This is a genomic window from Pseudomonas sp. AK181 (assembly GCF_051122975.1).
Lineage (GTDB): Bacteria > Pseudomonadota > Gammaproteobacteria > Pseudomonadales > Pseudomonadaceae > Aquipseudomonas > Aquipseudomonas lactis.
The window spans coordinates 3,737,260-3,761,326 of sequence record NZ_CP146348.1 but is presented as its reverse complement, the minus strand read 5'-3'; the positions used below and the strand labels follow the sequence as shown (position 1 = coordinate 3,761,326).

At 61.3% G+C, this 24,067-nt stretch carries 20 protein-coding genes; 7 read left to right on the top strand and 13 right to left on the bottom strand.

Annotated elements, in window-relative coordinates; all coding sequences use genetic code 11:
* Positions 1–30 precede the first annotated feature (30 nt).
* From V8689_RS17065 to V8689_RS17055, 3 genes are read right to left on the bottom strand one after another with little or no spacing between them, the layout of a single operon-like run.
* A complete protein-coding gene (locus tag V8689_RS17065) occupies positions 31–1,218 on the bottom strand; it encodes an EAL domain-containing response regulator (RefSeq protein ID WP_056787871.1) in 1,188 nt (395 codons plus the stop codon).
* Positions 1,205–4,006: an ATP-binding protein gene (locus V8689_RS17060; protein WP_056787867.1), complete on the bottom strand. Its 2,802-nt coding sequence runs from the start codon at positions 4,004–4,006 to the stop codon at positions 1,205–1,207. Before V8689_RS17060 ends, V8689_RS17065 begins: the two co-directional genes overlap by 14 nt.
* A 54-nt stretch (positions 4,007–4,060) precedes the next feature.
* Positions 4,061–5,038 carry a fimbrial protein gene (locus V8689_RS17055; RefSeq protein ID WP_056787864.1) on the bottom strand — a complete coding sequence of 326 codons (978 nt, stop codon included), beginning with the start codon at positions 5,036–5,038 and terminating at the stop codon, positions 4,061–4,063.
* A gap of 197 nt (positions 5,039–5,235) precedes the next feature.
* Between V8689_RS17055 and V8689_RS17050 the strand changes: the two genes are divergently transcribed.
* Genes V8689_RS17050 through V8689_RS17035 form a run of 4 tightly spaced genes read left to right on the top strand, consistent with a single transcriptional unit; the run spans position 5,236 to position 9,901 of the window.
* The gene (locus tag V8689_RS17050) at positions 5,236–5,709 is read left to right on the top strand and encodes a MarR family winged helix-turn-helix transcriptional regulator (protein ID WP_056787861.1); all 474 of its coding nucleotides are present in this window, start codon (positions 5,236–5,238) and stop codon (positions 5,707–5,709) included.
* Entirely contained in the window at positions 5,706–7,157 is a 1,452-nt protein-coding gene (locus V8689_RS17045) for an efflux transporter outer membrane subunit (RefSeq protein WP_056787858.1), read from the top strand. Before V8689_RS17050 ends, V8689_RS17045 begins: the two co-directional genes overlap by 4 nt.
* Positions 7,158–7,172: 15 nt before the next feature.
* Positions 7,173–8,372: an efflux RND transporter periplasmic adaptor subunit gene (locus tag V8689_RS17040; protein WP_034127907.1), complete on the top strand. Its 1,200-nt coding sequence runs from the start codon at positions 7,173–7,175 to the stop codon at positions 8,370–8,372.
* Positions 8,372–9,901 (top strand): DHA2 family efflux MFS transporter permease subunit, encoded by a 1,530-nt coding sequence (locus tag V8689_RS17035; RefSeq protein ID WP_003192178.1) that lies wholly within the window; start codon positions 8,372–8,374, stop codon positions 9,899–9,901. The genes V8689_RS17040 and V8689_RS17035 overlap by 1 nt, the downstream gene beginning before the upstream one ends.
* Before the next feature lie 148 nt (positions 9,902–10,049).
* Here V8689_RS17035 and lpxH read toward each other — a convergent pair whose 3' ends face one another.
* Together lpxH and V8689_RS17025 are read right to left on the bottom strand one after the other, a co-directional pair.
* The gene (lpxH, locus tag V8689_RS17030) at positions 10,050–10,799 is read right to left on the bottom strand and encodes a UDP-2,3-diacylglucosamine diphosphatase (RefSeq protein ID WP_056787854.1); all 750 of its coding nucleotides are present in this window, start codon (positions 10,797–10,799) and stop codon (positions 10,050–10,052) included.
* The gene (locus V8689_RS17025; protein ID WP_032896616.1) at positions 10,796–11,302 is read right to left on the bottom strand and encodes a peptidylprolyl isomerase; all 507 of its coding nucleotides are present in this window, start codon (positions 11,300–11,302) and stop codon (positions 10,796–10,798) included. The genes lpxH and V8689_RS17025 overlap by 4 nt, the downstream gene beginning before the upstream one ends.
* A gap of 237 nt (positions 11,303–11,539) precedes the next feature.
* Here V8689_RS17025 and V8689_RS17020 point away from each other — a divergent pair, with 237 nt between their 5' ends.
* Together V8689_RS17020 and cysS are read left to right on the top strand one after the other, a co-directional pair.
* Positions 11,540–13,240 carry a glutamine--tRNA ligase/YqeY domain fusion protein gene (locus V8689_RS17020; RefSeq protein WP_056787852.1) on the top strand — a complete coding sequence of 567 codons (1,701 nt, stop codon included), beginning with the start codon at positions 11,540–11,542 and terminating at the stop codon, positions 13,238–13,240.
* Between the two features lie 15 nt (positions 13,241–13,255).
* Entirely contained in the window at positions 13,256–14,638 is a 1,383-nt protein-coding gene (gene cysS / locus V8689_RS17015; RefSeq protein WP_056787848.1) for a cysteine--tRNA ligase, read from the top strand.
* 218 nt (positions 14,639–14,856) lie between these two features.
* Here cysS and V8689_RS17010 read toward each other — a convergent pair whose 3' ends face one another.
* From V8689_RS17010 to V8689_RS16975, 8 genes are all read right to left on the bottom strand, one after another.
* A complete protein-coding gene (locus tag V8689_RS17010; RefSeq protein ID WP_081089300.1) occupies positions 14,857–15,192 on the bottom strand; it encodes a DUF6124 family protein in 336 nt (111 codons plus the stop codon).
* A 420-nt stretch (positions 15,193–15,612) separates the two neighbouring features.
* Entirely contained in the window at positions 15,613–15,951 is a 339-nt protein-coding gene (locus V8689_RS17005) for a Na+/H+ antiporter subunit G (RefSeq protein ID WP_056787846.1), read from the bottom strand.
* Positions 15,948–16,226, bottom strand: coding sequence for a K+/H+ antiporter subunit F (locus V8689_RS17000; protein ID WP_003192168.1), 279 nt, complete (start codon positions 16,224–16,226; stop codon positions 15,948–15,950). The genes V8689_RS17005 and V8689_RS17000 overlap by 4 nt, the downstream gene beginning before the upstream one ends.
* Positions 16,223–16,711, bottom strand: a complete 489-nt coding sequence (locus V8689_RS16995) for a Na+/H+ antiporter subunit E (protein ID WP_056787842.1) — start codon at positions 16,709–16,711, stop codon at positions 16,223–16,225. Before V8689_RS16995 ends, V8689_RS17000 begins: the two co-directional genes overlap by 4 nt.
* Positions 16,708–18,390, bottom strand: a complete 1,683-nt coding sequence (locus tag V8689_RS16990; RefSeq protein ID WP_056787837.1) for a monovalent cation/H+ antiporter subunit D — start codon at positions 18,388–18,390, stop codon at positions 16,708–16,710. The genes V8689_RS16995 and V8689_RS16990 overlap by 4 nt, the downstream gene beginning before the upstream one ends.
* Entirely contained in the window at positions 18,387–18,731 is a 345-nt protein-coding gene (locus V8689_RS16985; RefSeq protein WP_003192163.1) for a Na+/H+ antiporter subunit C, read from the bottom strand. The genes V8689_RS16990 and V8689_RS16985 overlap by 4 nt, the downstream gene beginning before the upstream one ends.
* Positions 18,731–21,652, bottom strand: a complete 2,922-nt coding sequence (locus tag V8689_RS16980; protein WP_056787834.1) for a monovalent cation/H+ antiporter subunit A — start codon at positions 21,650–21,652, stop codon at positions 18,731–18,733. Before V8689_RS16980 ends, V8689_RS16985 begins: the two co-directional genes overlap by 1 nt.
* Before the next feature lie 735 nt (positions 21,653–22,387).
* A complete protein-coding gene (locus tag V8689_RS16975) occupies positions 22,388–23,317 on the bottom strand; it encodes a DMT family transporter (RefSeq protein ID WP_056787832.1) in 930 nt (309 codons plus the stop codon).
* A gap of 92 nt (positions 23,318–23,409) precedes the next feature.
* Between V8689_RS16975 and V8689_RS16970 the strand changes: the two genes are divergently transcribed.
* Positions 23,410–23,973, top strand: a complete 564-nt coding sequence (locus V8689_RS16970; protein WP_056787829.1) for a helix-turn-helix domain-containing protein — start codon at positions 23,410–23,412, stop codon at positions 23,971–23,973.
* Positions 23,974–24,067: the final 94 nt, after the last annotated feature.

Sequence of the window (24,067 nt, the reverse complement as noted above, 5' to 3'; positions counted from 1 at the left end):
AAGCGACGTTCGGCCACACGCTTGCGCGGATCAATACACGTTCGCCGGCCCGTCATGGGTCAGCAATTGCTGGAACTGATCCGAAGACACGGCGTGGGAAATCAGGAAACCTTGTACCTGAGTGCAGTCGATCTTACGCAACAGTGCAAGTTCTTGCGCGGTTTCCACGCCTTCGGCCACCACCGTCAGCCCCAATTGGCGGCCAAGGCTGACAATGCTGGTCAGCGCCTGGGCCAGTTCTTCGTTGGCGTTGCAGCCCTGCACCAGCGCCCGGTCGATTTTCAACTCGGTGAAGGGCGCCGACACCAGGTTCATGTACGAGCTGTAACCCTTGCCAAAATCATCCTGAGACAGGCCGAAGCCCTTGATCCGCAAGCGGCATGCGCCGGCGTAGAAATTGCTGATGTCATCCGGGACCGAGCATTCCATCAACTCAAAGCAGATGCGCGCGGGCAAACCTTGGTGTTCCAGTACGAAAGCGAGAATGCGATCGGGCAGGTCGTGGCTGTTGAGCAGGTGAGTGGGCAGGTTGATCGACACGGGAATGTCATAGCCGTGTTGGCGCCACTGGGCCTGAGCCACCATCGCCTGTTCCAGCACCCGCCACAACAGGCGTTCTTCGAGGCCGAAGGCAATCAACGCCGGCAGGAACGCGCCGGGCAGCAAGGTGCCGTGGTCGGGGTGAATCCAGCGCACCAGGGCTTCGGCGGCGACGATGCGGCCGTTGTCCAGGGCCTTCTTGGGTTGGAACCAGGCTTGCAGTTCGTCGTTATCCAAGGCATCGAGCAGGCTCTGGCGGTCGATGCCGGGGTGGATTTCAGCGAGTGGGGTCTGGCGCAGCCCCTGCAGTTGATCAATCAGGCAGCGCAGGGCGGCGGCATTGACCGGCTTGGAAATCAGCCCGATGACCTTCACTTGCAGGTTGCTCGCCACCAGGCTGGCGCCCATCAGCATACGGCGCGACGCCGCACTCATGATCGCCAGTGCTGGTCGCGAGGTTTGCTCGGCCAGGCTCTGGATAAATTGCACACCGTCCATGCCGGGCATCAGCAGGTCCGTCAGCACCAGGTCGAAGTCGCGGCTTTTCAGGCAGGCCAGGGCGGCTTCACCGTCTCTGGCAAACGCCAGGTCAAACTCGCCCAAGGTGTTGAACAGGTTCTGCAAATACAGGTGCTGGAAGGGGTGATCTTCGACAATCAGAATGCTACAGGGCTTCATAGGAGGCTCGTTCGTAGGGAGCCAGGGCGGTGAACAAGGCTCGCAGCGTAAAAGGTTTGATCAGGCAATGGTTCATGCCAGCAGCCAGGCACAGGGCCTCTTCACCGCGCAGGGCGTTGGCGGTGGCGCCGATGATGGGCGTTGTACAACCCAGCTCGCGCAGGGCTTTGGCCAGGTCGTAGCCGTTGAGCCTGGGCATGTTGACGTCGGTGAGCACGATGTCGAAGCCGCCGTCCTGCCAGCGTAACAAGGCTTCCTCACCGTCGCGGGTCAGGGTCACGCTGCACCCCAGCTCTTCGAGCTGGTCGCGCAGGATCAGTTGGTTGATGACGTTGTCTTCGGCTACCAGGATATGCAGCCCCAGCGGGCGCAGCTCGTGCGGTTCGCAGGCCGGTTGGGGCAGGGCGGGCCGGCCACCTTGGGCATGGCGCAGCGCTTGCTGGATCGCCTTCAGGTCGTTGAGGTTGACATGCCAGCCGTCGCCGCTGAACTGCGGCTCGTGCGCGCCGTCCCCGCGCGCGGTCACTCGCGGCCCATGCCAAGCCAGGCGCGGGCGCGAATCCGGCGCATCCGGGTACAGCTCAAGCAATACGCCATCGGCCTCCAATGCCAGGCTCGTCGGCAGGCCGATGTGCGGCCGGGCGCCCCAGCGGCGCAGCCAGCCGCTGAGGTTTTGCGCCAGTTCAAGCACGGGCGAGACCACATACACAACGTCCGCCGCCAATGCCTGCGGCAGGGCTGGCGGCAAGCTGGATGAGGGCTGCTCCAGCGGCACCGTCAGGGAAAAACTACTGCCCAGGCCCGGCTCGCTGACCATGCGCAAAGTGCCATTCATCAAGTGGGTCAGGCGCAGGCAAATGGGTAGGCCCAGGCCGGTACCGGCGACCACGTTGTTGTTGCCCTCGGTCTGGTAGAAGGGGTCGAAAATAAACGCCTGATCTTGATGGGCAATCCCCTTGCCGGTGTCCGAGACCTGCCATTGCAGGCACACCCGCTCGCCTTCGCGGCTGAGCACCTGGACTCGCAACACCACGCGCCCGGCGTCGGTGAACTTGACGGCATTGCTTAGCAGGTTGTTGAGGATCTGCCGCAGTCGGCTGACATCCCCCAGCAACGGCTCCGGCAGTTGTGGGTCGAGGCAGGCGTACAGTTGCAAGCCTTTGCTCTGCGCGGCGGCGGCATAGCCCTGCACCACCTCCTGCACCAGGGCCTGCACAGAGAATTCGCTCAGCTCCAGCGCCAGTTGCCCGGCCTCGATCTTCGACACGTCCAGCACATCGCAGATCAACTGCAGCAAGGTCGCGGACGAGCCTTCGATGGCGCGCAAGTAGCTTTTCTGCTGGGTATCCAGATGCGTGCGGCCGAGCAGCTCCAGGGTGCCGAGCACGCCATAGAGCGGCGTGCGGATTTCGTGGCTCATGGTGGCCAGGAACAGGGTCTTGGCTTCGTTGGCGGCGTCTGCCGATTGGCGCGCCTGTTGCAGCGCCGCTTCGATCTGAGTGCGCGCACTGATGTCGCTGAACGCACACAACAACACGTCCTCACCTTTGTAACGGGTCGGGGCACAGCTCAAGTACAGGTGACGGCCATCGGCGGTCTCGAAGTAATCCGTGAGGCAGGGCGACGTGGGGTCGAAGGCATTGCGTATCCAGCCCGGGCCCAATTGCTCGCCGCACTCGCCCAGCCATTGTCGGGCGAGGGTGTTATCCAGCACCACCTGGCCATCGGTGCGGCGCAATACGCACAGCGCCACGGGCGCAGTCTGGATCACGTCGCGGCTGAACAGCTCGCTTTCCACCAGCGCCTGGATACGATGCAGCGCCGGAGTAATGAAGCGGTGTTCCAGGCGGCGGATCAGCAGGCACACCAGGCTGATACTCAGCAGGCAGAACGCCAGCGCACCGAATAGTTGCGGCCATAGCGCTCGCACCACGGCGATCAAGTCAATGGAGTAGGTGAGTTGCCAATCCGAGGACTTCAACTGCTTGCGCAACACCAACTGTTCGGGCAACCAGCCGGTGCCGACAAACCCGAAGAAGTCCTGTTGCCGCAGCAGTCGCAGGTTCTGTCCGGGCGGGGGGCTGTGGCTATTGCTGAACAGCGCCATGCCCTGGGCGTTGAACATGGTGAACTCGCCGGCACTGTGGTCGTTCAAGGCGCTGGAGACTTCGCGGTCGTCCATTTCCAGGCCGAGCCAGCCGGAGTGCACATCGCGCTCGTCCAGGCGAATGAAGATGTACAGCCGCGAATGCCCATTGGACGCATGGGTAAGCCATAACTCTTGAAGGGTTTTTGACGTCTGGAGGGCGGCCAGTTGATTGAGCATGGCCTTGGAAAACACGGTGGTGACCGGTGCGGCACTATACAACCGCAGTACACAGCCCTCGGTGCCGACATACAGCAGGTTGAGTTGCTTGGCCTTCAGATAGTCACGCATGCGCTGGGTCAGCCAGATGCTCCATTGCTGGCCCGGTGTTTGCCCCAGCAGCAGGCGGATTTCTTCATCGGATACCGGCGCGTTCATTTCGGTCTTGCGCGTGGCCGACAGGCTCAAGCTTTCCAGCAGCGCTTCACGGGTAGTGAAAAAGGTATGCGCCTCGGCTATGGCGCTGCTCATGTAGCTGCGCCGCTGGGAGATTTCATTGTTGAAGGTAAACAGCAGGAAGCTGTACACGCCACCGAGAATCCCCACCAGCAGCACCAGCGCAAAAACGCGCAACAGCCGGCGTGCGGCGTTGGGGTTGGACAGGACTGGGCTGATCTGGTGGAGGTAGTTCTTTAATCTCATCCCGGCACTCTAGGGCTGGCCGGGTGTGGGGGAAATCAGACGATCCTGAGTTTGCTACAGGTAGTTCACAATGAAGGTGACGTCGGTGTTGGCGCTGCCTGCCTTCAGGTTGCCGGTGGGCAAGCGGTAATAAGCCGCCGACAAGGGAATCTGGAATTTGGTGCCGGTGGTGGTGAAGGCGTCAAACGGGTAGGTGGTATCCAGTGCGATGGGTTGCCCGGTGTCATTGAGCAATTGCAGGCCGATGCCGGCGGCGGTGGAGCTGCTGTTGAGTGCGACGATTCCTTTGGCCGCATCGATGACGGACGTGGTGGCCTTGAGCGAATAGGTGACCTTTTTGATGCCGGCCTGGCACTGGTTCAGGCCGATGTTGAAGCGCACCTTACGGGGTGTGGCGCCAACGTTGTCAAAGTCCTGGAGCTGATAATCGTCGCCCATGGCGACGGGGACGGAGGGTGTCTGGCAGGAGGCGGTGTTCAGTACGATTGGGTTAGTCAGGTTGAAGGTTTTCAGGATCAGGTCGTCGTCTTGGAAGTTGGCCAGGTGGCCTGCAGCAATCTTGGTGTTTTCCGCTAATGGGCCGGTCTTGACGATTTCCAGCCTTATCTCCCCCGCGCTCAATACGTAGTTGGAGTTCGGGCTGTTCGCTGCGATAGGGTGTAAATTCCATTGATAACCGCCAATGGCATTCATCCAGATGCGGAAGGAGAGTCCTGATTTGCCAAGGGGAAAGAGCGATGCATTGCCGGTTACGGCGCCCAGCGCGGGATTAAGCAGAATGCCATACATTGACGCCATTGTGCACTTCCAGGTGTGATGGATCCCTTGCGCAGTTTCTTGATAGACCACCGTGCCGTCAGGCGTGTCGGCGGGAATGTTCAGAGCGTCGTTTGTCAAACTAGCGCCGAAGTTGAGGTTATCGATCTCGGTGGTTATGGCAGCGCAACTCCCCGCAAGAGCTAGCGTCGAGTACCCCAGCGTCAACGTGGTGATAAAGCAAAGCACGGCAAAACGCGATTTTAAACACTTCATGAGCGTGGCTATACGAGTAAGTCAAGAAGCGACTTACGTTAAGCAGCACTGGCGCGGTTGCCCATCAGGCAATCCTTAGAACCCACCGCTCATCCCTCAACTACCAAGCAACCTAATTATTCAATTTGACATTCGCTGCCTAAGCAGTAACATCTCGTCACACATTCACTGCCTAGGCAGTAATAAGGTGACTTTCGATGCCTCACTTCACCCCTGACAACTTCCACAACTGCCACCTCGGCCTGTTGCTGGGCCGCGCTGCGATCCTCAAGGACCGCATCATCGACACCCATATGGAGCCCCACGGCATCACCGCCGCGCAGTTCAAGGTGTTGATCATAATGGCCCAGTTCGGCGTCGATACTCCGGCGGAGCTGTGCCGCAACCTGTCCCTGGACAGCGGCTCGATGACGCGCATGCTCGACCGGCTGGAGCAAAAAGACCTGCTCAGCCGCAAGCGCTCCGAGCTGGATCGGCGCCAGGTGCAGTTGGTGCTGACCACTGAGGGCCAACGCCTGGCAGACATGCTGCCGAACATTGGCGCCAAGGCGCTCAACCAGTTGGCCGGTGTGCTTGAGCCGGGCGAGCTGGAAACCCTGGAGCGGATCCTGAAGAAAATGCTGATCGCTGCGGGTGATCCCATCACGATCCAGCGGGTAGGTAGATCATGAACACACGCGCATTCAGCCTGGTGCTGGCGGCGATGACGTTGGCCGGTTGCGCCAATTACAGCGGCCTGGGCACCCAGGGCCAGCGCCTCGACGCCAATACCCTGCACACCGGCAAATCCCTGAGCGGCGTGACGCTGTCGAGCGCCGCCTGGCCGGCCGCTGACTGGTGGAAAAGCCTGGGCGACCCTCAGCTTGACGGCCTGATCCAGGAAGCCCTGCAAAACAGCCCCGACATGCAAGTGGCCGACGCCCGCGCCCACCAGGCCGAAGCGGCGGCCTATGCCGCCAACGCGGCGCGCATGCCGACCCTGGATGCCAGCGCCGGCGTGAGCCGTTCGCGCTTGGCCAAGGATCAGGACCCTCGCGGGCAGGGCGATGCCTATTCGACGGTGCGTAACATCGGCGCCAGCTTCAACTACAACTTCGATCTCTGGGGCGGCCAGCGCGCCGCGTGGGAAGCCGCGTTGGGCGAGGCCCGTGCTGCCGAAGTCGACCAGCAGGCCGCACGCCTGACCCTGGCGGCCAACGTGGCCAAGGCCTACAGCGACCTGGGCCAGGCCCATATCGTGCGTGACCTGGCCGTCGATGACCTCAAGCGTACCCGCCAGATGCTCGACCTGAGCAAGCGCCGCCTGAGTTCCGGTATCGACAGCGAATACCAGTACCAGCAGACCGAGAGCCTGGAAGCCAGCTCCCAGTCGCAACTGATTGACGCGGAAAAACAGCTGCAAAGCGCCAAGATCGCGTTGGCTGTGTTGCTGGGTAAAGGCCCGGACCGTGGTGACGAGTTGGCTCGCCCAGCGGTGCTCAAGCCCAGCGCCGTGGCCGTGCCGGCGGTGTTGCCTGCCGAGCTGCTCGGCCGTCGCCCGGACCTGGTTGCCGCACGCTGGCGCGTAGAGGCCGCGAGCAAGAACATCGATGCCAGCAAGACCCGCTTCTACCCCAACCTCAACCTGAGCGCGAGTGCCGGTGCCGAGTCGTTGCTGGGCGATGCGATGTTCGGTTCGGCCAGCCGCTTCTTCAACATTGCGCCGACGATTTCGCTGCCGATCTTTGACGGCGGCCGTCTGCGTGCTGATCTCGATGCCCGCGACGCCGACTACGACCTGGCCGTGGCCCAGTACAACAAAACCCTGGTGCAAGCCTTGGGTGATATCGGCAACAGCCTGTCCCAACTGCGCGACACCGGGCGGCAGATCCAGGCCCAGCAACACGCCGCCGACATCGCTCAGCAGTCCTACGACACCGGGGTGCAACGCTACAGCTCAGGCATCGGTAACTACCTGGATGTGCTCAGCATCGAGCAGCAGTTGCTGCAGGCCCAACGTCAGCTGGCCACCCTGAATGCGGCGCAGATCGACCTGTCGATTCAATTGATGCAGGCCCTGGGTGGCGGGTACCACGCCAACAGCGTGACCGCGACCACCCCAGCTACACGCACGGAATAATTTGAGGTATTTGTCATGGCCACTGCCGACAGCAACAACGCAACCGAACAACCCAAAGACACCAACCCGCGCAAACGCAAAGTGATGCTGATCGGCCTGGCGCTGATCGTCATCCTGAGTGTGGTGGGCGTGTGGGCCTGGTATGAGTTCTACGGGCGCTTCAATGAAAGCACCGATGACGCCTATGTGAACGGCAACGTGGTGGAAATCACCCCGCTGGTCACCGGCACCGTGGTCAGCATTGGCGCCGACGATGGCGACCTGGTGCACGAAGGCCAGGTGCTGATCAACTTCGACCCCAACGACGCCGCCGTCGGCCTGCAAAGTGCCCAGGCCAACCTGGCCCGCACCGTGCGCCAGGTACGCGGCCTGTACAGCAACGTCGATGGTATGAAAGCCCAGGTCAATGCGCAGAAAGCCGATGTGCAAACCGCCCAGGACAACTACAACCGCCGTAAGACCTTGGCCCAGGGTGGCGCGATTTCCCAGGAAGAACTGTCTCACGCCCGCGACAGCCTGACCGCTGCCAAGAACGCCTTGACCAACCTTGAGCAACAACTCAAAACCACCAATGCCCTGGTGGATGACACGGTGATTTCGTCCCATCCCGATGTGCAAGCGGCCGCCGCGCAACTGCGCCAGGCCTATCTGACCAATGCGCGCAGCACCTTGATCGCACCGGTCACCGGCTATGTAGCCAAGCGCACCGTGCAACTGGGCCAGCGCGTGCAGCCGGGTACTGCGTTGATGGCGGTGATCCCGCTGGACCAGCTGTGGATCGACGCCAACTTCAAGGAAACCCAACTTCGCGATATGCGCATCGGCCAGCCGGTGGATATCGAGTCGGACATCTACGGCAGCGACGTGAAGTACAGCGGCACCGTCGACAGCCTCGGCGCCGGCACCGGCAGCGCGTTCGCCTTGCTGCCTGCACAGAACGCCACCGGCAACTGGATCAAGATCGTGCAGCGTGTACCGGTGCGTATCCACATCAACGCCGAAGAGCTGGCCAAGCACCCGCTGCGCGTGGGCTTGAGCACCGTGGTCAACGTCGACCTGCACGACCAGAGCGGCCCGGTGCTGGCGCAACAGGCGCCGCAAAAAGCCTCGTTCACCACCAACGTGTATGACCGCCAATTGGCCGAAGCCGATGCCATGATCAACCAGTTGATTCATGACAACAGCGTCGCCGCTCCCAAGGCTGCGCAACGCTGATGAGCAATAACGCCTCGTTCACGCCACCCAGCCTGTTGATGGCCACTATTGGCCTGTCGCTGGCGACCTTTATGCAGGTGCTCGACACCACCATCGCCAACGTGGCGTTGCCGACTATCTCTGGCAACCTGGGGGTGAGTTCGGAGCAGGGCACCTGGGTGATCACTTCGTTTGCGGTGAGCAACGCCATCGCCTTGCCGCTCACCGGTTGGTTGAGCCGGCGCTTTGGCGAGGTGAAGCTGTTTTTGTGGGCGACCCTGCTGTTTGTGCTGGCGTCGTTCCTGTGCGGTATCTCCACCTCGATGCCTGAGTTGATCGGCTTTCGCGTGCTGCAAGGCTTGGTCGCCGGGCCGTTGTACCCGATGACGCAGACGCTGTTGATTGCGGTCTATCCACCCGCCAAGCGCGGCATGGCCTTGGCGTTATTGGCGATGGTCACGGTGGTAGCGCCGATTGCAGGTCCCATCCTTGGTGGCTGGATCACCGACAGTTACAGCTGGCCGTGGATCTTTTTCATCAACGTGCCCATCGGGATTTTTGCGGTGATGGTGGTGCGTGCGCAGCTGAAGAAACGCCCGGTGGTCACCAGCTATCAGCCGATGGACTATGTTGGGCTGCTGAGCCTGATCGTCGGTGTGGGGGCCTTGCAGATCATCCTCGACAAGGGCAATGACCTGGACTGGTTCGAGTCCAACTTCATCATCATTGGTGCGGCCATTTCGGTGATTGCCCTGGCGGTGTTCGTGATCTGGGAGATGACCGACAAGCACCCGGTGGTCAACCTGCGGTTGTTCGCGCACCGTAACTTCCGGATCGGCACCATTGTGTTGATCCTCGGTTATGCGGGCTTTTTCGGCATCAACCTGATCCTGCCGCAATGGCTGCAAACCCAGATGGGCTACACCGCCACCTGGGCCGGGCTGGCGGTGGCGCCCATCGGGATTTTGCCGGTGTTGATGTCGCCGTTCGTGGGCAAGTACGCGCACAAGTTCGACCTGCGCCTGCTGGCGGGCCTGGCGTTCCTGGCGATTGGCTTGAGCTGCTTCATGCGCGCCGGTTTCACCAACGAAGTGGACTTCACCCACATCGCCATGGTGCAACTGTTCATGGGCATCGGCGTGGCGCTGTTCTTCATGCCGACCTTGAGCATCCTGATGTCCGACCTGCCGCCGCACCAGATTGCTGACGGCGCTGGGCTGGCGACCTTCCTGCGTACCTTGGGCGGCAGCTTTGCGGCTTCGCTGACCACCTGGATCTGGATCCGCCGGGCCGACCAGCACCATGCCTACATGAGCGAGAACATGACCGTCTACGACTCGACCACCCGCGATGCGTTGCAGGCGCTGGGTGGGGCAGGGCAGAAGGCCTATACCCAACTGGACCAGATTCTCACCAGCCAGGCGTACATGATGTCCACCGTGGATTACTTCACGTTGCTGGGGTGGATGTTCATGGGCTTGATGTTGCTGGTGTGGCTGGCCAAGCCGCCGTTCACGGCAAAGGCCGGGCCTGCGGCGTCGGGGCACTGATCATAAGGTCAGCGCGGTCCCTGTGGGAGCTGGCTTGTGTGGGAGCTGGCTTGCCTGCGATAGCATCACCTCGGTGCATCTGATACACCGAGGTGTCTGCATCGCAGGCAAGCCAGCTCCCACAGGTTGATCGGTGTTGTGTCGCAGGTTATGCGCCAGGCAGCGCCAACTGCGGGTTGACGAAGTCAAACGCCGCCAGCTGAAACCCTTGCTCATCCACCTGCAACGCCCAGCCTTGCTTGTCCCAGTCCCCCAGCACAATGCGCTTGGCCGCCTGGTCGCCGATATGCAACTTATGGATGGCGGGGCGGTGGGTATGGCCGTGGACCAGGGTGCGCACGCCAAACTGCTGCATCACCCGTGGCACTTCTTCAGGCGTGACATCGACAATGTCATTGGCCTTCATGCGCACCTGGGCGCTGCTCTCGCTGCGCAGCTTGCGCGCCAGTTTGTGGCGTGTGCCCAAGGGCAGGTGGCGCAGGATAAACAGCACAACCGGGTTACGCAGAATGCGCCGCAGCTTCATATAGCCGAGGTCGCGGGTACAGAGGCTGTCGCCGTGCATCAACAGCACGGGTTCGCCATACAGTTGCACGACCGTCGGGTCCTTGAGCAAGGTGGCGCCTGCCGCTTTGCAGAATGCCTTGCCGATCAGGAAATCGCGGTTGCCGTGCATGATGAAAATCGGGGTGCCGCTGTCGCTCAGCTCGCGCAGAGCCTCGCAGATGGAGCGCTGGAAGGGGGTCATGCCATCGTCGCCAATCCAGGCTTCGAAGAAGTCCCCCAGAATGTACAACGCCTGGGCGCCACGGGCGCGGCCGTGGAGCAGATCCAGAAACGCCCGGGTGATGTCCGGGCGTTCCTCTTCCAGATGCAAGTCTGAAATCAGCAATATCACGCTTCGATGATCTCGGCTTTCTCGACGATCACGTCTTCGGCTGGAACGTCCTGGTGACCGGCCTTGGAGGTGGTCGACACGCCTTTGATCTTGTCGACAACGTCGGTGCCTGCGGTGACTTTACCGAACACTGCGTAGCCCCAGCCCTGCACGTTCTTGCCGCTGTGGTTCAGGAAAGCGTTGTCGGCGACGTTGATGAAGAACTGCGCGGAGGCCGAATGCGGCTCCATGGTACGGGCCATGGCGACGGTGTACTTGTCGTTGGAAAGGCCGTTGTCCGCTTCGTTCTGGATGCTTGGACGCTTGTCTTTCTTTTCTTTCATGCCTGGCTCGAAACCGCCGCCCTGGATCATGAAGTTGCCGATGACACGGTGGAAAACGGTGTTTTCGTAGTGGCCGGCTTTGACGTATTCGATGAAGTTGGCGACGGTGATCGGCGCTTTATCGGCGTTCAGCTCGATGACGATGTCACCGTGGTTGGTGGTCAGTTTGACTTGAGTCATGTTCACTACTCTTTTCAGGGAATTCGTGGGTGTGGGCGCCTGGGCACCTTACCTGTCTGGCTAAACGACGGCCAAGGCGCGCAGTTTAGCCTGCCCTGCGGGAATTTCGAGGTGGTTTTTTACCGCCCGGGCAATTAATTGGCCGCGCTCTGTATGTGTCTTGACTGCTTCGGCTATTATGAGCCCTTTGTTTTATCTGGCCCCACCTGGCCACGCACCTGTCTGTTCAAGGATCCTATGAGCAAGCCCACTGTCGACCCTACCTCGAATACCAAGGCCGGACCTGCCGTCCCGGTCAATTTCCTGCGCCCGATCATCCAGGCGGACCTGGATTCGGGCAAGCACACGCAGATCGTCACCCGTTTCCCGCCTGAGCCCAACGGCTACCTGCACATCGGCCACGCCAAGTCGATCTGTGTGAACTTCGGCCTGGCCCAGGAGTTCGGTGGCGTCACGCACCTGCGTTTCGACGACACCAACCCGGCCAAGGAAGACCAGGAATACATCGACGCCATCGAAAGCGACATCAAGTGGCTGGGCTTCGAATGGTCCGGTGAAGTGCGCTATGCCTCCAAGTATTTCGACCAGTTGTTCGACTGGGCCGTCGAGCTGATCAAGGCCGGCAAGGCCTACGTGGACGACCTGACCCCGGAACAGGCCAAGGAATACCGTGGCACGCTGACCGAGCCAGGCAAGAACAGCCCGTTCCGCGACCGTTCGGTGGAAGAGAACCTGGACTGGTTCAACCGTATGCGCGCCGGCGAATTCCCGGACGGCGCCCGCGTGCTGCGCGCCAAGATCGACATGGCCTCGCCGAACATGAACCTGCGCGACCCGATCATGTACCGCATCCGCCATGCCCATCACCACCAGACCGGTGACAAGTGGTGCATCTACCCCAACTACGACTTCACCCACGGTCAGTCGGACGCCATTGAAGGCATCACCCACTCCATCTGCACCCTGGAGTTCGAGAGCCATCGCCCGCTGTACGAGTGGTTCCTGGACAGCCTGCCGGTACCCGCGCACCCGCGTCAGTACGAGTTCAGCCGCCTGAACCTGAACTACACCATCACCAGCAAGCGCAAGCTCAAGCAACTGGTGGATGAAAAACACGTGCATGGCTGGGACGACCCGCGCATGTCCACGCTGTCGGGCTTCCGCCGCCGTGGCTACACCCCGGCGTCGATCCGCAACTTCTGCGACATGGTCGGCACCAACCGTTCCGACGGTGTGGTCGATTTCGGCATGCTGGAATTCAGCATCCGCCAGGACCTGGATGCCAACGCCCCGCGCGCCATGTGCGTGCTGCGTCCATTGAAAGTCGTGATCACCAACTACCCGGAAGGCCAGGTCGAGAACCTCGAACTGCCGCGTCACCCGCAGAAAGAAGAGCTGGGCGTGCGCAAATTGCCGTTCGCCCGCGAAATCTACATCGACGGTGACGACTTCATGGAAGAGCCGCCAAAAGGCTACAAGCGCCTGGAGCCGAACGGCGAAGTGCGCCTGCGCGGCAGCTACGTGATCCGTGCTGACGAAGCGATCAAGGACGCCGATGGCAACATCGTCGAGCTACGTTGCTCGTACGACCCGGATACCCTGGGCAAGAACCCTGAAGGCCGCAAGGTCAAGGGCGTGGTCCACTGGGTGCCGGCCGCTGCCAGCATCGAGTGCGAAGTGCGCCTGTACGATCGCCTGTTCCGCTCGCCAAACCCTGAAAAAGCTGAAGACAGCGCGAGTTTCCTCGACAACATCAACCCTGACTCCCTGCAAGTACTCACTGGTTGTCGTGCCGAGCCATCGCTTGGCGACGCACAGCCGGAAGACCGTTTCCAGTTCGAGCGCGAAGGCTACTTCTGCGCAGATATCAAGGACTCGAAACCTGGTGCTCCGGTATTCAACCGTACCGTGACCTTGCGAGATTCGTGGGGCCAGTGATTTAAGGGAAACATCGTGCTAACGATCTACAACACGCTCAGCAAGACCAAAGAAGTCTTCAAGCCGCTGGACGGCAACAAGGTGCGCATGTACGTGTGCGGCATGACCGTGTACGACTACTGCCACATCGGCCACGGCCGCAGCATGGTTGCCTTCGACCTGGTGACCCGCTGGTTGCGTTTCAGCGGCTATGACTTGACGTACGTGCGCAACATCACCGACATCGACGACAAGATCATCAACCGTGCCAACGAGAACGGCGAGTCGTTCGACGCGCTGACCGAGCGCATGATCGCCGCCATGCACGAGGACGAGGCGCGCCTCAACATCCTCAAGCCGGACATGGAACCGCGTGCCACGGACCACATCCCGGGCATGCACGCGATGATCCAGACCTTGATCGACAAGGGCTACGCCTACGCCCCAGGCAACGGCGACGTGTACTACCGCGTCGCCAAGTTCATGGGCTACGGCAAGCTGTCGCGTAAAAAGATCGAAGACCTGCGCATCGGCGCGCGTATCGAAGTCGACGAAGCCAAGCAGGACCCGCTCGACTTCGTGCTGTGGAAAGCCACCAAGCCGGGCGAGCCGAGCTGGGAGTCGCCTTGGGGCGCCGGGCGTCCGGGTTGGCACATCGAGTGCTCGGTAATGTCCACCTGCTGCCTGGGCGAGACCTTCGACATTCATGGCGGCGGCAGCGACCTGGAGTTCCCGCACCACGAAAACGAAATCGCCCAGAGCGAAGCTGCCACTGGCAAGACTTACGCCAATGCCTGGATGCACTGCGGCATGATCCGCATCAATGGCGAGAAGATGTCCAAGTCCTTGAACAACTTCTTCACCATCCGCGACGTGCTGGAAAAGTACCACCCGGAAGTGGTGCGCTACCTGCTGGTGTCCAGCCACTACCGCAGCGCCATCAACTACTCCGAAGACAACCTCAAGGACGCCAAGGGTGCCCTGGAGCGTTTCTACCACGCGTTGAAAGGCCTGCCCGCGGTGGCGCCTGCTGGCGGCGAAGCCTTCGTGGCACGCTTCACCGAAGTGATGAACGACGACTTCGGCACCCCGGAAGCCTGCGCCGTACTGTTTGAAATGGTGCGCGAGATCAACCGCTTGCGCGAGACCGATATCGACGCAGCGGCGGGCCTGGCGGCACGCCTGAAAGAACTGGCCAGCGTGCTGGGCGTGTTGCAGATGCAAGCCGATGACTTCCTGCAAGCGGGCGCTGAAGGACGTGTGGATGCCGCTGAGGTAGATGCACTGATCCAGGCGCGTCTGGCGGCTCGCAGCAATAAAGACTGGGCGGAATCCGACCGTATCCGCGACCAACTGACCGCGATGGGTGTGGTGTTGGAAGACGGCAAGGGTGGGACGACGTGGCGGTTGGCTGACTGACCGTTGATAGCTGCACGCTGAATGAAAAACGCCCCGACTGGTTCGGGGCGTTTTTTTGCACACTGTTTAACGTTTCACTCGATCCACTGTGGGAGCTGGCTTGCCTGCGATGGCGGAGTGTCAGTTACCGAAAATGTTGGCTGACCCGCCGCAATCGCAGGCAAGCCAGCTCCCACATTTTTTACCGTGCCCACTTTGCGAGCTCTTCGGTTTCAGATTTATATGTGAGATGGATGGTCTTTGAGGCTTAGTGTTTTATCCACCATTAACTGGATCCCCTCCAGCATCCGACAAATCCCCAGGGCGACGCTGCGAGGATTGCCGTCGATCTCAAAAGCCAAGTGGCTTGCCAGTGCATGAACTGATGCGAGGTCCTCCGAAGCATTGACCAGTAATGTCTCGGCATCCAATCCTTCACGTACAGCAAAAAGACCTTGCCCGTCATCAGCTGACCTAGGTGTTGAAGACGGATTCAAATGATGATTAATCGCTCGATGAGCACAAGCGTGAAGCGAGGGTGAATCCAACGGCGGATTCGAACTGTCTTTAATCATGGCGAAGCTCCCAGAATATTGGAGTCACCTAGAGTTTAATCAGGCTGCGAAACCCGGTCGCTGAATGTGCAGCGACCGCCGAAGATTAGGCAGGCATCTTCCGAGGGGCAACCCTAAAACGCTGTCGGAAATTTCTGGCTGGGCGTCAATGCCTAGATGGATCAGGTGCCAGCTGCGGTAATGGTTACCCACCAAGAACCGCTTTGCTGATCGACCGGTCGCTTCCCTGTGTGGCGCGTACCGAGATGATGCTGAGCTGGCGCAATGGGCGGCGCGTATCCGCTCGATTGCCTGGCGCCAAACCAAATGTGGGAGCTGGCTTGCCTGCGATAGCGGAATTTCAGTCAATGATGCTGTGACTGATAAACCGCTATCGCAGGCAAGCCAGCTCCCACATTTTTACTGCATTCGCCTGAAGAATCAGCGGCGGCTGCTGACTTCGGCGGGGACGTCATCGCCGGCCATGCGTTTGCGGAACAGGGCCGTTCGCGCCAACAGCAGTGTGGTGACCGGCACGGTGATCGCGAGCAAAATCGGAATCAACCAGCCGTGCAACACCGGCCCGGATTTGAGCGTTGAAAAGTAGATGATCGACGCCAGCGCCACGCTCCAGGCCCCCAACGTCGAGGCCAGTGCCGGCGGGTGCATGCGTTGGAAAAACGCCTTCATCCGCAGCAAGCCAATCGCGCCGATCAAGGCAAACAGGCTGCTGAGCAACAGCAACGCCGCCACGATAATCTCAACCCATAACGGCATCATTCAATCACCTCGCCACGCAGCAGGAATTTGGCCAGGGCGAACGAACCGACGAAGCCGAACAGCGCGATCAATAGCGCCGCTTCAAAGTAAGTGTCACTGGCATAGCGGATACCCAAGGTGAGCATCATCAGCATCGCCAGGATGTACAGGTAGTCCAGCGCCAGTACCCGGTCCTGGGCCGAGGGGCCCTTGAACAGGCGCACCAGGGTCAGCACCATGGCCAGGGAGAACAGGAACAGGCTGAACAGGATCGCATTGGCGAGCAGGGCGCTCATTCGAAGATCTCCATCAGGGGCCGTTCGTAGGCGTGCTTGAATTGCTGGATAAACGAGGCCTCGTCATCCAGGTCGAAGACGTGCAGCAGCAGGATGCTACGGTCCAGGGCCAGTTCCGACCACACGGTGCCGGGGGTCACGCTGGTGATCATCGCCAGCACGGCCAGGCCGTTGGCGTCGCGCAGGTCCAGGGGGATCTTGATAAAGCGCGAGCGCGGTGGGCGTGAGCCGCAGTTGAGTACGCCCCAGGCCACGTGCAGGTTGGAGATGATCACGTCGAGGCCAACCCGGAAGAACAGGCGGATGATCACCCCAGGGCGGCGGATGCGGATCGGCAGCGGGCGCAGCGGCGCCATCATCAGCGGCGCAAGAAAGCCCAGCAGTGCGCCCAGCAGCAGGTTGCCGGGGCTGATCGACAGGTTCAGCACCAGCCACAATACCCACAACGCCAACGACAGCCAGGGGGCCGGGAACAGACGCTTCATGGTTGCACCTCCAGGGCGGCGGCCTTGGCTTCAGGGCTGGGCACTGGCCGGGTCGCGAGCACTGCCATCACGTAGTGTTCCGGGTTGTTCAGGCTGTCGGCGGTGGCTTGGGTGTAGCGCATCAGCGCCTCGGCCTTGAAGGTCAGCGCGATGCTCAACCCCAGCAGCAGAAAGATCGGCACACACTCGTAGCGGCGCAGCAGCGGTGATGGGCGTTCTTCCGGGGTCCAGAAGCGCTGGATGCCGAGGCGGGCGAACGCAATGAGCGAGGCCAGGCCAGAGAGAATCAGCAGCGCCACCAGGCCCCAGGCCGCTGGGCGGATTGACTCATCCACGGCGTTGCCCAAGCCCAGTGGGTTGATCAGCGCGCTCAACAGGCTGAGCTTGCCGATAAACCCGGACAGCGGTGGCATGCCGATAATCAGCAGCGCACAGGCGATAAAGCTCAAGCCGAGAAAGGCCATGGTCCAGGGGATGACCTGGCCGATCACCGCTTTTTGCTCATCGTCCAGGTTCACGCCGGGACGCGGATGCAGCGATTCCATGGCCTTGGGCAGCGCATCGATCTCTTCATCCAGCGGCAGATCGTTGGCCGAGCGCGAACGCTCGATCAATTCCGCCAGCAAAAACAGCGCACTCAGTGCCAGGGTGGAGCTGACCAGATAGAACAACGCCCCAGCGGTCAGGCTCGGCTGGGCGAACCCGACCGCTGACAGCAGGATCCCCGCCGACACCAGGATGCTCAGGCTGGCCATGCGCTCCAGGCGCTGCGCCGCCACCATCGCCAGTGCCGCGCAAATGATGGTCGCCATGCCGCCGTACACCAGCCAGTCGCCGCCAAACAGCGCCGAGGCGCCGGCCTGGCCGGAGAACAGCAGGGTCCACAGGCGCAGCACGGTGTACACGCCGACCTTGGTCATGATCGCGAACATCGCCGCCACCGGTGCGCTGGCCGAGGAGTAGGCGGGCGCCAGCCAGAAGTTCAGCGGCCACATGCCGGCCTTGGCCAGGAACGCCGTCGCCAGGATCGCCGCACCGGCATGCAACAGGCCGCGATCGGCCTCCGGCACCAGCGGGATCTTCAGCGCCAGGTCGGCGAAATTCAGCGTACCGGTGACGCCGTAGATCATCGCCGCGCCAATCAGGAACAGCGACGACGCCAGCAGGTTGATCGCAATGTAATGCAGCCCCGACGACACCCGCGCGCGGCCGGAACCGTGCAGCATCAGGCCGTAGGAGGCGGCCAGCAGCACCTCGAAGAACACGAACAGGTTGAACAGGTCGGCGGTGAGGAAGGCGCCATACAGCCCCATCAGCTGGATCTGGAACAGGGCATGGAAGCTGGTGCCCGCACGGTCCCAGCGCGCCATGGCGAACAGCAGCGCACTGACGCCGATCACCCCGGTAAGCACTAGCATCATCGCCGACAGTTGATCCACCACCAGCACGATGCCGAACGGCACCTGCCAGTTGCCCGGCAGGTACACGCCAATGGAGCCGGGGCCGCCTTGTTGCGTCCAGTACAACAGCAGCACGGCAACGCCCAGGCCGACGAGGCTGGAGCACAGATTGATCTGGGCTTTGAGCGGGCGGCGTTTCTCGCCCAGCATCAGCATCAGCCCGGCGGTGAGCAGCGGCAGCAGGATCGGCGCGACGATCAGTTGATTCATCCACGTCATTCCTTGGGCTCCCGGCCGTCCACATGGTCAGTGCCGGTCAGGCCTCGGGATGCCAGCAGCACCACCAGGAACAATGCGGTCATGGCGAAGCTGATGACGATGGCCGTGAGCACCAGGGCCTGAGGCAGTGGGTCGGTGTAGTTGAGCAGGTCTTGGGGCACGCCGTCCTTGATGATCGGCTCCTTGCCGATAAACAGGCTGCCCATGCTGAAGATGAACAGGTTGACGCCGTAGGACAGCAGGCACAAACCCATGACCACCTGGAATGTCCGAGGCCGCAGGATCAACCAGACGCCGGAGGCCGCCAGGACCCCAATGGCTATTGCGATGACTTCTTCCATCAGGCGGCTCCTTCGGTTGCAGCAACCACTTTGGGCTGGTTGCTCGGTTTATGCGCGCGCACCGACTGGTGGCCGAGGGCGGTAAGCATCAACAGGGTCGAGCCCACGACCATGGCGTACACGCCGACGTCAAAGAACAGCGCACTGGCGATATGGATGTCGCCCAGTAGCGGCAGGCCCAAATGCCAGGTATGTGTGGTGAGGAACGGGTACCCGGCCAACAGCGCACCCAGCCCGGTCAAGGTGGCCGACAGCAGGCCGAAGCCCATCCAGCGCATCGGCCGCAGGCTCATCTGCGCCTCGACCCACTGCGTACCGGCGACCATGTATTGCAGGATAAACGCCACCGACATCACCAGCCCGGCGACGAAGCCACCACCCGGTTGATTGTGGCCACGCATGAACAGGTAGAACGACACCACCAGCGCAATCGGCAGCAGCAGGCGCACCAGCACCGCCGGCACCATCATGAAGCCCAGGGCGGTGTCGCTGGCCTGGCGTGGGTTGACCAGGTCGGTCGCCACGTCCGGCGCCAGTTGGCGTTGTTGGGGCGGCAACTCCATGCTTTCCTTGGACGGACGGAAGCGGCGCAGCAGGGCGTAAACAGTCAACGCCACGGCGCCGAGTACGGTGATTTCGCCCAGGGTGTCGAAGCCCCGGAAGTCCACCAGCATCACATTCACCACATTGCTGCCGCCGCCTTCGGGCAGGGCACGGCTTAAGTAGAACGAGGAGATATCGTTGGGCGTCTGGCGGGTCAGCATCGCGTAGGACAACAGCGCCATGCCGCCGCCGACTGCGGTGGACAGCAGCAAGTCACGCAGGCGGCGGATGCGCGCCTTGCGCAGCGAACTGGGCAGTGGCGAGACTTCTTCGATCCGCCGTGGCAGCCAGCGCAGGCCCAGCAGGATCAGCACGGTGGTGACCACTTCCACCACCAGTTGGGTGAGGGCCAGGTCCGGTGCCGAGAACCATACGAAGGTGACGCAGGTCATCAGGCCGCACACGCTGACCATGGTCAGGGCCGCCAGCCGGTGGTACTTGGCTTGCCAGGCGGCACCCAGTGCGCAGGCAATCGCCAGCAACCATAGGGTGACGAAGACGATGGAGCCCGGGATTTTCGGGCGGTCGCCCCAACTGAGGCCACTGTTGAGCATCGGGATCATCGCGCCGATCACCGCCAGCAGCACCAACAGGAACAACTGGGTTTGCAGGCGCTTGGTGCTGATGCGTTTCTCGATCCGGCGCACGCCGCGCATCATCACCACCAGGCAGCGCTCGAAACCGCGCTTGCCGTTGAAGTAGCCGATCAGCGGTGGGTATTCGAAGCGGCCACGCTTGAGTTGCTTGCGCAGCAGCAGGTACAGCACTACGCCGCCGGTCATCGCCACCAGACTCATGATCATCGGCGCGTTCCAGCCGTGCCAGATCGCCAGGCTATATTCCGGCAACGTACCACCCACCACCGGCAGGGCGGCAGCGGCGAGGATCGAGCCGACCACCTGGGCCGGGAAAATCCCCACCAGCAAGCAGGTGAACACCAGCAGCTCGACCGGTGCGCGCATCCAGCGCGGCGGCTCGTGGGGCGTGTGCGGCAAATCGGTGGCGGGCGGGCCGAAGAACACATCCACGGTAAAGCGCAAGGCATAGGCCACGCTGAACGTACCGGCGATGGTCGCGATCAGCGGCAGGGCGATTTCCACCCATTGGGTCGACGAGATAAACACGGTTTCGGCAAAGAACATCTCTTTGGACAGGAAACCATTGAGCAACGGCACCCCGGCCATGGACGCACTGGCGACCATCGCCAGAGTCGCGGTAAACGGGATCAGGCGCACCAGCCCACTGAGCTTGCGGATATCCCGCGTGCCGCTTTCGTGGTCGATGATGCCCGCGGCCATGAACAGCGAAGCCTTGAAGGTGGCGTGGTTGAGAATGTGGAAGACGGCGGCAACAGCGGCCAGTGGGCTGTTAAGGCCCAGCAGCAAGGTGATCAGCCCGAGGTGGCTGATGGTGGAATAGGCCAGCAGGCCTTTGAGATCGTTTTGAAACATAGCGCAGTAAGCGCCGAGGAGGAGCGTGAGGGCGCCGGCACCGCCGACGATCCAGAACCATTCTTCGCTGCCGGACAGCGATGGCCACAGGCGGGCCAGCAGGAACACGCCGGCCTTCACCATCGTCGCCGAATGCAGATAAGCCGAAACCGGCGTCGGTGCCGCCATGGCGTGGGGCAGCCAGAAATGAAAGGGGAATTGCGCGCTTTTGCTCAAGGCGCCGATCAGCACCAGGGCGAGCATGATCGGGTATAGCGAATGCGCGCGAATCTGATCGCCCGCCGCCAGCACCTGGTCCAGGTCATAGCTGCCGACGATATGCCCCAGCAGCATTACACCCGCCAACAGGCACAAGCCACCTGCGCCGGTGACCATCAGCGCCATGTACGCACCACGGCGCGCATCGGCACGGTGGTGCCAATAACCGATCAGCAGGAACGAGAACAGGCTGGTCAGTTCCCAGAAAAACACGATCTGGATCAGGTTGCCGGAGATCACCAGGCCCAGCATGGCGCCCATGAACGCCAGGAAAAACGCAAAGAAACGCGGCACCGGGTCGTCCGGTGACATGTAATAACGCGCATACAGCGACACCAGCGTGCCGATGCCCAGCACCAGCATCGAGAACAGCCAGGCAAACCCATCCATGCGCAACACGAAGTTCAGCCCCAGGCTGGGCAACCACATGAATTCTTCGCGGATCACGCCACCGTGGGCGATCTGGGGGTAGAGCAGGGCGACTTGAATAGTACCGACCAGTGCCACAAGGCCGGCCAACAGGGATTCGGTGTTACGTGCGTTATGCGGCAGCAAGGCCGCCAGACAGCTGCCGATAAAAGGCAGAAGCAGTAGAACTATCAGGGACATAGGCTTCTAATCTGCGGGAGTTTGGGATGCATCATACGTGCCGCTTTCACGATCACCAAACGCCAAGATGTGGCAGGATCCTACAAGGTAGGCTGAAACTTCCCATTTGGCACTGTTTGGACCTGCCCTTGAATTGAAATGCAGACCTCTGTGGGAGCCGGTGTTGCCCAAAGTTATTTGCAGCGACGCCGTACCTGTGGCGAGGGAGCTTGCTCCCGTGACGGCCTGACAGTCGATGCTTATCTCCCTGACACCCCACGATCCAATTGGGGGAGTTGGCTTGCCTGCGATGGCGGCCTCCCAGCCTACGCCTATCTACCTGACACCCCTCGATCCAACTGTGGGAGCGGGCTTGCTCGCGAAAGCGGCCTTGCAGTCAACACAGTTGGATTGTGTACATATCCATTGCTGCGGTAACGGCCACTTAGGGTTCCGCCTGACGGCGGGTCACTTTGGAAAAGAGCCCCAAAGTAACCAAAGGGCTCTTGCCCCACCACTCGGCACCTCGCTTAGGCTCGGTGTGCCCGTAATCCGCCAGTGATTTGGGGGGCCGCCGCCACGCGCCATCCATGGCGCGGGGCGGCTAAACCGGCATCCCTGCCGGTTTACCCCCCAAATCCCTGTCGAATTCCGGCCAGCGTGGTTTGACGGGGCGCTTAAGATCAAAAGCAGATCAAGGGCAAGAGCAAGATCAAGAGCGGCTCGCTTCGCATCGTGGTTACCGTTGATCGCAAGCTACCCCTGCTGCTCCTCCTCCAACGCCTCTGCCAACTCAACGGCCTTCTGCCCCTTCGTCTTCAATTCACTCACAATCACCGCCACCACAATCAGCACCGCCCCCAACATCGCAATCGGTGGGAACCGCTCCCCGGCGATTCGCCCCACAACGCCTGCCCACACCGGCTCACCGGCATAAATCAACGTCGCCCGGGTTGGCGACACACTTTGCTGGGCCCAGTTCATCGCCACCTGGATCACCGCACTGGTCAAGCCCAGGCCCACTGCACTGAACAGCAGCAGCCAGGAAAAGCCCGGCAACGCCTCGCCCATGGGCACCACCATCATGAACGACAGCACCGAAGCGGTGGCCAGTTGCACCACGGTCACCCGACGAATATCCACCTGGCCGGCAAATGCACTGATCAAGATGATCTCGGCCGCTATTGCCACTGCACCGATCAGCGTGGCGATTTCACCTGGGCTGAAGTTCAACGAAGCCCCCGCCGGGCCGGTCAACAGCATCAACCCGGCAAACGCCAGCATGATGCCGATGCTGGGCATCAACCCGGGGCGACGGCCCAATACCAGCCACTGCAACAGCGGCACGAAGGGTACATACAAGGCGGTGATAAACGCCGACTGACTGCTCAAGATGGTTTGCAGGCCAATGGTCTGCAAGCCATAGCCGAACATGATCGCCACCCCGATAAACACCCCGGCCTTCAATTCGAACAGGGTCAGGTCGCGCAGGGTGCGCAAGGAAAAGAGCCCCACCACAATCGTCGCCGCCGCGAAGCGCAGGCCGACAAAGAACATTGGCCCGCTGACGGCCATCGCGTGCTGAACCAGCAAAAAGGTGCCGCCCCAGATCATGGTGATCACCACCAGAATGCATTCGGCTTTACTGAAACGGTTGAAACGCGACGGGGAGTTCGGGGCAGTCATGGCGGCTCGGTCTTGCAAGGGGAAAGCACGGACCGCACAATGCGCCGCACGCTGGGCAGTATACTGCGCACACCTACCTATTGAGCAATATAGTGCACAAAGAAAATCCGCAACGGGCCTCGGTCCTGCAGCACGTCAGCCAGAACGTTCGTCGCCTGCGCCATGCCGCCGACCTGAGCCAGACCGCGCTCTCGGAAAAATCCGGTGTCAGTCGGCGCATGCTGGTGGCGATAGAAGCGGGGGAGAAGAATGTCAGCCTGTCGACCCTGGACCGTGTCGCCGAAGCGTTGGATGTGGCGTTCAGTGACCTGATTCAGGCGCCGGATGTGCGCGATCATAGCCGTATCAATGAGCTGGCCTGGGCGGGCGAAATTGCCGGTAGTAAGGCTGTGTTGCTGGCCAAGGCCACGGCACGGCGTGAGGTCGAACTATGGGAATGGCGGCTTGAGCCCGGTGATCGCTATTGCCCGGACCCTGACCTTGAGGGCTGGAGCGAGCAGCTATTCGTATTTGAGGGAAGTCTGACGCTGGTCATAGGCGACACTGAATACATTGTCGGGGCTGGCGAGTTCTTTATGTTCCCTAGTCACCAGCCACATGCTTATCGCAACGAGGGGGATGCGGCGGTACGTTTCGTGAGAAATGTGGTGGTTTAGCGAGGGGATACCTATGTTTGTCAACTGTGAACTTTGACAGCTTATGCCCATTAAATGGGAGGGGTAGAGTCGGTGTTGCCGCTCAGTTGCTTGA